We start from the raw sequence: 9,238 nt of genomic DNA, 5'->3' as shown, positions 1-9,238 counted from the left end.
CGCACCGCCCTGCCCGCGGTGCGCTCGGCCGGGCCCTCGTTCGTGCCGGGCCCTCGTTCGTGCCGCGCCCTCGTCCGTGCCGGGCCCGCGCCTGCGCTCGTGCCGGACCTTCGCTCGAGCCGCGCCTGCGCCTGAAGCCGGACCCGCGCCCGGCTCGTCCCTTCCCCGAGCCGCCCGCCGGGCACCGTACGGGTCCGGGCGCCGCGACTCCCCGTTGAATCCCGTTCAATGACAGGGGAGTTCGTAAAACGTATTGACAAACTCGGCGGGCGGTTCGTAGGTTCGTACGGCACTACACCGACGCCTGCCGTGCGGAGGACTTGGCGGCCGCGACCGTCCGGACCCCGGTTGCCGCTACCGGTCGCTGACCGGCACCCCGCTCTGTCGAGCCCAGCTATCAGGAGACCGTCCTCATGCATGACGACCGCAAACTGGTCGAGGCACGCTTGGAGCGCGTCCTGCGGGAGCGCATCCGTCCGGCGATCCACCCGGAAACGGCGCCGCTGACCGTGGAGATCTGGTCCACTTCCGGCGAGCCGGTGCCGGTTGCGGAGGGGTTGTCGGCGCGGACCCGGCCCATCGCCGCCGGCACACCGTGGGGTTCGCCCTGGGGGACGAGCTGGTTCAAGGTCAGCGGCACCGTGCCCGCCGAGTGGGCCGGCCGGACCGTCGAGGCCGTGCTCGACCTCGGGTTCACCCCGCGCACCCCCGGGTTCCAGTGCGAGGGCCTCGTCTACCGGCCCGACGGCACCCCGGTGAAGGGGCTCCACCCGCGTAACTCCGCCGTACGCGTCGGCTCGCCGGTCGCGGGCGGCGAGGCGGTGCTCTGGCACATCGAGGCCGCGTCCAACCCCGACATCGACGGCGAGGTGCCGTTCCAGCCCACCCTGCTCGGAGACCGCGCGACCGCCGGCGACGCGCCGCAGTACGTGCTCGGGCGGATGGTGCTGGCGGTCTTCGACGAGACGGTGTGGAGCCTGGTCCTGGACCTGGAGGTGCTCGGCGAGCTGATGGCGGAGCTGCCCGTCGAGGGCGCGCGCCGCTGGGAGATCCTTCGCGCGGTCAGCCGCGCGCTGGACGCCGTCGACCTCCAGCACGTCAACGCCACCGCCCAGGCCGCGCGGGACGAGCTGGCGGAGGTGCTGGCGGCACCCGCGGTTCCGGCCGCGCACCGGATCAGCGCCGTCGGCCACGCCCACATCGACTCGGCCTGGCTGTGGCCGCTGCGCGAGACGGTGCGCAAGGTCGCGCGCACCGCGTCCAACATGACGGCCCTGCTGGACGACGATCCGGACTTCGTCTTCACGATGTCGCAGGCCCAGCAGTTCGCGTGGATCAAGGAACACCGGCCCGAGGTGTACGCCCGGGTCAAGCAGGCGGTCGCGGACGGCAGGTTCGTGCCCACCGGCGGGATGTGGGTGGAGTCCGACACCAACATGCCGGGGTCCGAGGCCATGGCCCGCCAGTTCGTGCACGGCAAGCGCTTCTTCATCGAAGAGTTCGGCGTGGACAACGAGGAGGTGTGGCTCCCCGACACCTTCGGCTTCGCCGCCGGCCTGCCGCAGATCATCAAGGCGGCCGGCGCCAAGTGGCTGCTCACCCAGAAGATCTCGTGGAGCCGTACCAACACCTTCCCGCACCACACCTTCGCGTGGGAGGGCATCGACGGCACCCGCGTCTTCACCCACTTCCCGCCCGTCGACAGCTACAACTGCGAGATGGCGGGCCGTCAGATCGCGCATGCGGCACGCAACTTCAAGGAGAAGGGCGTCGCCAGCCGCTCCCTCGCGCCGACCGGATACGGCGACGGAGGCGGCGGCACCACCCGGGAGATGGTCGCCAAGGCGGCCCGGCTGCGCAGCCTCGAAGGGTCGGCGACCGTCGAGTGGGAGGCGCCCGCGACCTTCTTCGCCAAGGCGGAGGCGGAGTACCCCGACCCGCCGGTGTGGGTCGGCGAGCTCTACCTGGAGCTGCACCGCGCCACGCTGACCAGCCAGGCGCAGACCAAACGCGGCAACCGGCACAGCGAACACCTGCTGTACGAGGCGGAGTTGTGGGCCACCACCGCGGCCGTACGCACCGGGGCGCCGTACCCCTACGAGGCGTTGGACCGGCTCTGGAAGACGGTGCTGCTGCACCAGTTCCACGACATCCTGCCCGGCTCGTCGATCGCCTGGGTGCACAGTGAGGCGCGCCGGACGTATGCGCGCGTGGCGGAGGAGCTCGAAGGGATCATCGGCGAGGCGCAGCGCGCGCTCGCGGCGGCGCCGGGGGCCGCGGGGGAGGCGTCCGGCACCGGCGACGTGGTGTTCAACTCGGCTCCGCACGGGCGCGGCGGTGTCCCGGCCGGCGGCGCGGGTGTCGCCCGTTCGTCGGGGGAGGCGACCGTCGCCGCGCGTGAGGGCGGCGGCTACGTCCTGGACAACGGTCTGCTGCGGGTCGAGATCGACGGGCGCGGACTGGTGGTGTCGGCCTACGACATCGCGGCCGGCCGCGAGTCCATCGCCCCGGGGCAGGCGGGCAACCTGCTCCAGCTCCACCCCGATCTGCCCAACCAGTGGGACGCGTGGGACGTCGACGCCTTCTACCGGAACGTCGGCGCCGACCTCACGGACGTCGCGGACCTGCGCCTCGACGGCGCCTCGGTGCGCGTCGAGCGGGCCTTCGGCGACTCCCGGGTCGTCCAGCTGCTGTCGCTGCCGGTGGACGCCAAGCGGATCGACATCGACACCGAGGTCGACTGGCACGAGACGGAGCGGTTCCTGAAGCTGGCCTTCCCGCTGGACGTACGGGCCGACCGCTACGCCTCCGAGACCCAGTTCGGCCACGTCTACCGGCCCACCCACCAGAACACGAGCTGGGAGTGGGCCAAGTTCGAGGCGTGCAACCACCGGTTCGTGCACCTCGACGAGCCGGGCTGGGGAGTCGCGCTCGTCAACGACGCGACCTACGGCCACGACGTCACGCGTTCGATGCGCACCGGTGCCGACGCGGGCACGACGACCACGATCCGCGCGTCGCTGCTGCGGGCGCCGCGCTTCCCCGACCCGGAAACCGACCAGGGCGTCCACCGCTTCCGGCACGCACTGGTCCCGGGCGCCACGATCGGCGACGCCGTCCGCGAGGGCTACCGGGCCAACCTCCCCGAGCGCCGCGCGTCCGGTGTGAACGCGGTGGCGCCCCTGGTGACCGTGGACGACGACGCGGTCGTGGTGAGTGCGGTGAAGCTCGCCGACGACCGCAGCGGCGACCTCGTCGTGCGCCTCTACGAGGCGAACGGCGGCCGTGCCCGCGCCACGCTCCGGGCCGACGGCTTCGCCGCCGACCGCGCCGTCCCGACCGACCTGTTGGAGCGGCCGCTCGCGGACACCGCACGTCCCGAAGCGGCGGACAACGGGGTGACCGTCGCCCTGCGGCCCTTCCAGATGGTGACGCTGCGCATTCCGCGCGCCTGACGGCGACCGCACCGGTCAGAGCGGAACAGAACGGAGTTGACGATGCCGGCCGCCGACCCGGGAGGTGAAGACGGAGCGGCGGCCCGGCGGCGCGGGTCGGACGGAGAATCCGGTGGCGTACCATGCCAGCAATCAACGCCGTCGAAGGGGCGGCGGCCTGGTGCCGCGTCCGCCGTCCGAGGCTGGGAGAGGCACGGTTGACGACCATCGACAGCGCCGGCAACGAGCGGCCGCAGATCCGCCGCGGCACCAACCTGCCGCGGATGGGCGACTACAACGAGTCCGTTGTCCTCGACGCCATCCGCCGGCACCCGTCAGGTCTGAGCCGGGTCGAACTCGCCCAGGCCACCGGGCTGTCCGCCCAGACCGTCTCGAACATCACCCGCCGGCTGCTGGACCAGGGCGTGGCGCGGGAATCCGGGAAGCGGAGCACGGGTCCCGGTAAACCGCGCACCCTCCTCGAGGTCGTTCCCACCGCCCGGTACGCCGTGGGGGTGCACCTCGACCCGGCGGTCATCACCTATGTCCTGGTCGATCTGCTGGGCACGGTGGTGGCGCAGCACAGCGAGCAGACGCCGAGCGGCGGCGGCTCCGACCAGATCGTGGCGGGCATGGCGGCCTCCGTGGCCGACCTGGTCGCCAAGTCCGGTGTCGACGCCGAGCGGATGCTGGGCCTCGGCATCGCCGCGCCCGGTCCCGTCGACACCGCGGCCGGTCAGGTCCTGGACCCCCCTGAACTGCACGGGTGGGGCAGCTTCCCGCTCCGTGATCGGCTCAGCGAGGCCACCGGCTACCCGGTGCTCCTCGACAAGGACGTCACCGCCGCGGTCGTCGCCGAACGCTGGGCCGGCGCGGCCACCGCGAGCCGCAACCTCCTCTTCTTCTACCTGGGCACCGGCTCGGGCATGGGACTGGTGGTGCAGGACACCGTGCTGCGCGGCGTCTCCGGCAACGCCGGCGAGGTCGGCGGCCTCGGCGCGGGCTGCTCGATCCGGACCCTCGTCGACGAGGCCATCGCACTCGGGGTGCTCGGCGCGGAGTTCACCGTGCTGGACCCGGCCGACGCCCCGCGCGGTGTGGAGCGGCTGGCCGCGCTCGCCACCGAGGGGGACGAGGCGGCCAAGGCCATCATCGATCGGCTGGCCATCCGGATCGGCCGCGGTGTCTGTGCCGCCGCGACCCTGCTGGACGTCGACACCATCGTCTTCGGCGGTACGACCTGGCAGGTGCTCGCCGAGCATCTCCTTCCTGTCATCGAACCGATGGTCGCGCGCTCTCCGTTCGTGCGGGCCACGCACCCGACAGCGGTCGTCACCACCACCCTCGGCGAGAACGTCGCCGCCGTGGGAGCGGCATCCCTGGTGCTGGACCAGGCGCTCTCGGCCCAGCCCACATCGCTGCTGCTGCGCTGAGCCTGCCGCTGCTGCTGCGCTGAACCCGCCCGCCGCAGGCCCGCTCTGCGGGACCGCCGCCCGGGGCGCCCCACCCTTGGCCCCAGACATCGGATGACGGCCCGGCCCACGTACGACCCACCCCAATATCCCCAACCGCCGCACCAGCCACAGACGTTGCCGCACTCTGCACCGACACCCTTCAGTGCCGCACCGCCGCGCACCCGCGCACCCAGACGAACCCCCGCCCCCTCATTGGTCCGACCGCTTGCACGGGCCATTGACGTGTTCCTGTCGTGTGGCTAACTTCGCCGAGAGCGCTCTCCTCTCGTCGGCGTCCTCGGGCGCCCCTGAGCCCCGGAGTCCCCCCATGTACGCACTCACTCCAGTACGTGTTCCATCTCCGCATGGCGTGACAACGTTGTCTGATCTTGCTCGCCACTCCGGAGTCGCGCTCCCGTGTGCTCGGACAACGTTGTCAAACTTACGAGCAGAGGAGAAATACCCGCGATGACACGACTGTCGAGACCACCCGGAGCGGCCGTGATCGGCGTGCTCGCGGCTGCGGCGCTGGCCGTGGCCGGGATGTGTACTCCCGCGTCGGCGGCCGGGAAGGCCGCGCTCGTCACGGCGCCGGCCACCGTGGTCAACCCGTTCATCGGGACCTCGAACCAGGCCGACGACTTCCCGGGCGCGGATGTGCCGTTCGGCATGGTGCAGTGGAGCCCGGACACGCCGTCGCGTCCGTCCGGTGGCGGTTACGAGTACAACGACTCGACGATCACCGGTTTCAGCCTCACCCACATCGCCGGGCCGGGCTGCGGCGCGGCCGGTGACATACCGGTGCTGCCCACGGTGGGGGCGGTGGACACGGGTGCGACGGACGCGTTCTCGCACTCCGATGAGTCGGCGTCCGCAGGGTCGTACAAGGTCACGCTCGACAACCAGGTGACCACCGAGCTGACCGCCACGACGCGCACCGGGATGGCGCGCTTCACCTTTCCGTCCAGCACCCGGTCCAACCTGATCTTCAAGCTGAACGGGAGTCAGAACGGCGACTCCGCGACGCAGTTCACGAAGGTCTCGGACACCGAGGTGAGCGGGCAGGTCACAAGCGGCCACTTCTGCGGTGCGGGCAACACGTACACCGTGTACTTCGACATGGTCTTCGACCAGCCGTTCGCCTCGCAGGGCAGCTCGGCCGTGAAGCCGTCGGCCACCACCCCCGCGACGTCGGGCACGGCCTCCAAGAACGCCGCCGAGAAGCCCGACAAGCCGGTGCTGCACGGCAAGGCGCCCAAGGCCGCGACCTCGAAGTCCGCGACGGGCGGTGCGTCGCCGGACGCCGCCGCGTCGAACGGCTACGTCACCTTCGACACCACGTCCAACCCGGTCGTGCAGGCCAAGGTGGGCGTGTCGTACGTGTCGGTCGCCAACGCGGTCGCCAACCGTACGGCGGAGAACAGCGGTTGGGACTTCGACGGGACCCGCGGAGCCGCGCAGGACTCCTGGAACAGCGCGCTCGGCAAGGTGCAGATCGCCGGCGGGACCTCCGCGCAGCAGCAGAGCTTCTACACCGCGCTCTACCACTCGCTGCTGCACCCGAACGTGATCAGCGACACCAACGGCCAGTACTACGGCTTCGACGGCAAGACGCACACCGTGGACTCCGGCCACAGCGCGGCGTACGCGAACTACTCGGGCTGGGACATCTACCGTTCCCAGGCCCAACTCGAAGCCCTGGTGGACCCGCAGGCCGCGTCGGACACCGCGCAGTCGATGATCGACGACTACGCCCAGACCGGGATCTTCCCCAAGTGGTCCGAGGACAACGGCGAGTCGTACGTCATGGTCGGTGACCCCGCGGACGCCATCCTCGCGGACTACCACGCCTTCGGCGCCACAAAGTTCGACACCGCCACCGCGCTGACCGACATGGTCGCCCAGGCGAGCAAGGCCAACAACGACCGGCCGGGGCTGAACTACCTGGACTCGCCCGGCTACATGCCGCACGACGGCAGCTACGGCTGCTGCAACTTCTACGGTCCGGTGGCCACTACGCTGGAGTACAATACCGCCGACTTCGCGCTCTCCGCGTTCGCCGGGGCGCTCGGCGACACCGGCAACCAGAAGACGTACGCAAACCGCGCGCAGGACTGGCGCAACGTGCTCAACCCGGCGTCCGGCTTCGTCGAGCCGCGCAACGCGGACGGCTCCTGGACCGGCGGGTTCGACCCCACCAGCGGCACCGACATGGTGGAGGCCGACTCCTGGATCTACACCGGGATGGTGCCCTTCGACATCGGCGGCCTGGCGAAGGCCAAGGGCGGCAACGCGGCCATGAACGACTACCTGGACAACACGCTGCGCAGCTTCACCGGTGACGACGGCTACGCCTGGGTCGGCAACGAGCCCAGCATCGAACTGCCGTGGGAGTACGACTACACCGGTGCGCCGTACAAGACGCAGGGCACGGTGCGGGCGATCCAGGACCAGATCTGGTCGAACACCCCCGGCGGGCTGGCCGACGGCAACGACGACCTGGGCGCGATGAGCGCCTGGTACGTCTGGGCCGCGCTCGGCATGTACCCCGAGACCCCGGGCACGTCCGATCTCGCCCTCGGCTCACCGCTGTTCACGCAGGCCGTGGTCACGCTGCCGTCCGGCAACACGCTCACGATCAACGGCAACGGCGCCGCAGACCAGGCCCCCTACGTGCAGTCGGCGACGTGGAACGGCACGGCCTGGAACAACGCCTACGCCCCCACCACGGCGATCACCGCGGGCGGCACGCTCGACTACACGCTCGGCACCACCGCCAACACCTCGTGGGCGACGGCGGCGTCCGCGGCCCCGCCGTCGTACGCCGGTGACACCACGGCGCCGGCCTCGCCGCGGATCGGCCCGATCACCGCCGGTGTGGCGTCGAACCTGTGCGTGGACGACGCGACCTCGGGCACCGCCGACGGCACCCACGTGCAGATCTGGGGCTGCGACAGCACCTACGCGCAGGACTGGATCGTCGCCGCCGACGGAACGCTGCGGACCCTCGGCAAGTGCCTGGACGCCGACCACAGCGGGACCACCAACGGCACGCTGATCCAGCTGTGGACCTGCAACGGCAGCGGCGCCCAGCAGTGGACCGCGGGCGCCAACGGATCGCTGGTCGACCCGGAGTCCGGGCTGTGCCTCGACGACCCGAACTCGTCCACGGACAACGGCACCCAGCTCCAGTTGTACGGCTGCAACGCTTCGGCGGCGCAGAACTGGACGCTGCCGAGCTGAGCCGCACACCCGTACAGCGCCGTCCGCTGGTCGGCGCACCGCGCCCCCCGTGCGTCCCGTCCACCCGGCCGGGACGCATGGGGGCGTCTTCCTGCACAGGTTCCTGCGCAGGTTCCTGTACAGGTTCCTGCGCAGGCGAGGATTCGGGGCCGCCGGCCCCCTCGGCCGGTCTTCCGCCCCCCGGTGTATCCGGGCATGGCAAAGGGGCGTTCCGCCCGGTGCGGCGGGGACGCCGAAAAGCGTGACGGCGCGACTGCCGTGTCGCGCGGCCGTAATCCGTTACCTCCTGTCGACGGTCTGCCGTCATCAATTCGGAACAGCCGGTGGCGCGGATTGGGCTGACGGCGGCACCTTCGCGATATTCACCCTGATGATTCAATGGTCACGGCTCCGGCCTGCGGAAATGCGATGCGCGTGCCGTGCTGTCGCGGCGCCGGGAGAATTCGGCTCTTGACTGGTGGGCGGCGGACCGCTTCACTCCGAAGCGATCGCGACTTCCCCTGCCGAAGGTCGTGGCTATCGGCCCCCGTCAAGTTCTCCCGCCGAGTCATTTCCCCTGCCGTGGACTCCCGGGGTGACCGGGCCGATCATTCGGACGAAATTACGACAACGTATTTCGTATGAATTTTCCCATGCGGTGGCGCCGTCATTCCTCGGGTCGCACGACCGGATATGCGAAGGCCGCCGCGCTTTTCCGTCGAGCCGTAGGAGCGAGCATGTCCGTACAGCACCCGCAGGGTCCGCAGGATGAGAGTCAGGCCGGGCCGGGGGTCGATCGGCGTGGCCTGATGAAGAACGCCGGCCGGATCGGCGCCGCCGGACTCGCCGCCGGAGTCCTCAGCGCCGGTACGACCGGCGTGACTTCGGCCGCCGCCGCCGAGCCCGCCGCGGCGAAGACCGCACCCGAGCCGGCGGCCGCCGAGGAGCCCGGTATGCCGCAGGAGCCGCTGGTGGTCCGGGTGAACGACGCCGCCAACGGCGAACTGGACATCTTCCACGGCGAGGAGCATCACCGGGTCGTCGACCAGGATCTGGCCCGCGCCCTGTTGCGGCACGCCCGCTGACGGCCGGGCCCCGGTCCCGGCCCAACCCCCGCCCCCACAAAGG

4 protein-coding genes are annotated in these 9,238 nt (G+C 71.1%); all 4 read left to right on the top strand.

The window, feature by feature from the left end:
• Positions 1 to 413 precede the first annotated feature (413 nt).
• The 4 genes from AC13HU_RS23795 to AC13HU_RS23780 all read left to right on the top strand — a co-directional run bounded on the left by AC13HU_RS23795 (position 414) and on the right by AC13HU_RS23780 (position 9,195).
• Entirely contained in the window at positions 414 to 3,455 is a 3,042-nt protein-coding gene (locus tag AC13HU_RS23795; protein ID WP_483043974.1) for an alpha-mannosidase, read from the top strand.
• 263 nt (positions 3,456 to 3,718) lie between these two features.
• The gene (locus AC13HU_RS23790) at positions 3,719 to 4,867 is read left to right on the top strand and encodes an ROK family transcriptional regulator (RefSeq protein ID WP_483043975.1); all 1,149 of its coding nucleotides are present in this window, start codon (positions 3,719 to 3,721) and stop codon (positions 4,865 to 4,867) included.
• Between the two features lie 489 nt (positions 4,868 to 5,356).
• Positions 5,357 to 8,131: a lectin gene (locus AC13HU_RS23785; protein ID WP_483043973.1), complete on the top strand. Its 2,775-nt coding sequence runs from the start codon at positions 5,357 to 5,359 to the stop codon at positions 8,129 to 8,131.
• 716 nt (positions 8,132 to 8,847) lie between these two features.
• Positions 8,848 to 9,195 (top strand): hypothetical protein, encoded by a 348-nt coding sequence (locus AC13HU_RS23780; RefSeq protein ID WP_483043972.1) that lies wholly within the window; start codon positions 8,848 to 8,850, stop codon positions 9,193 to 9,195.
• Positions 9,196 to 9,238: the final 43 nt, after the last annotated feature.

The sequence above is a fragment of the Streptomyces sp. NH27 genome, assembly GCF_056859195.1.
The sequence above is the reverse complement of the archived record's forward strand: the minus strand, read 5'-3'. Positions and strand labels throughout refer to the sequence as shown.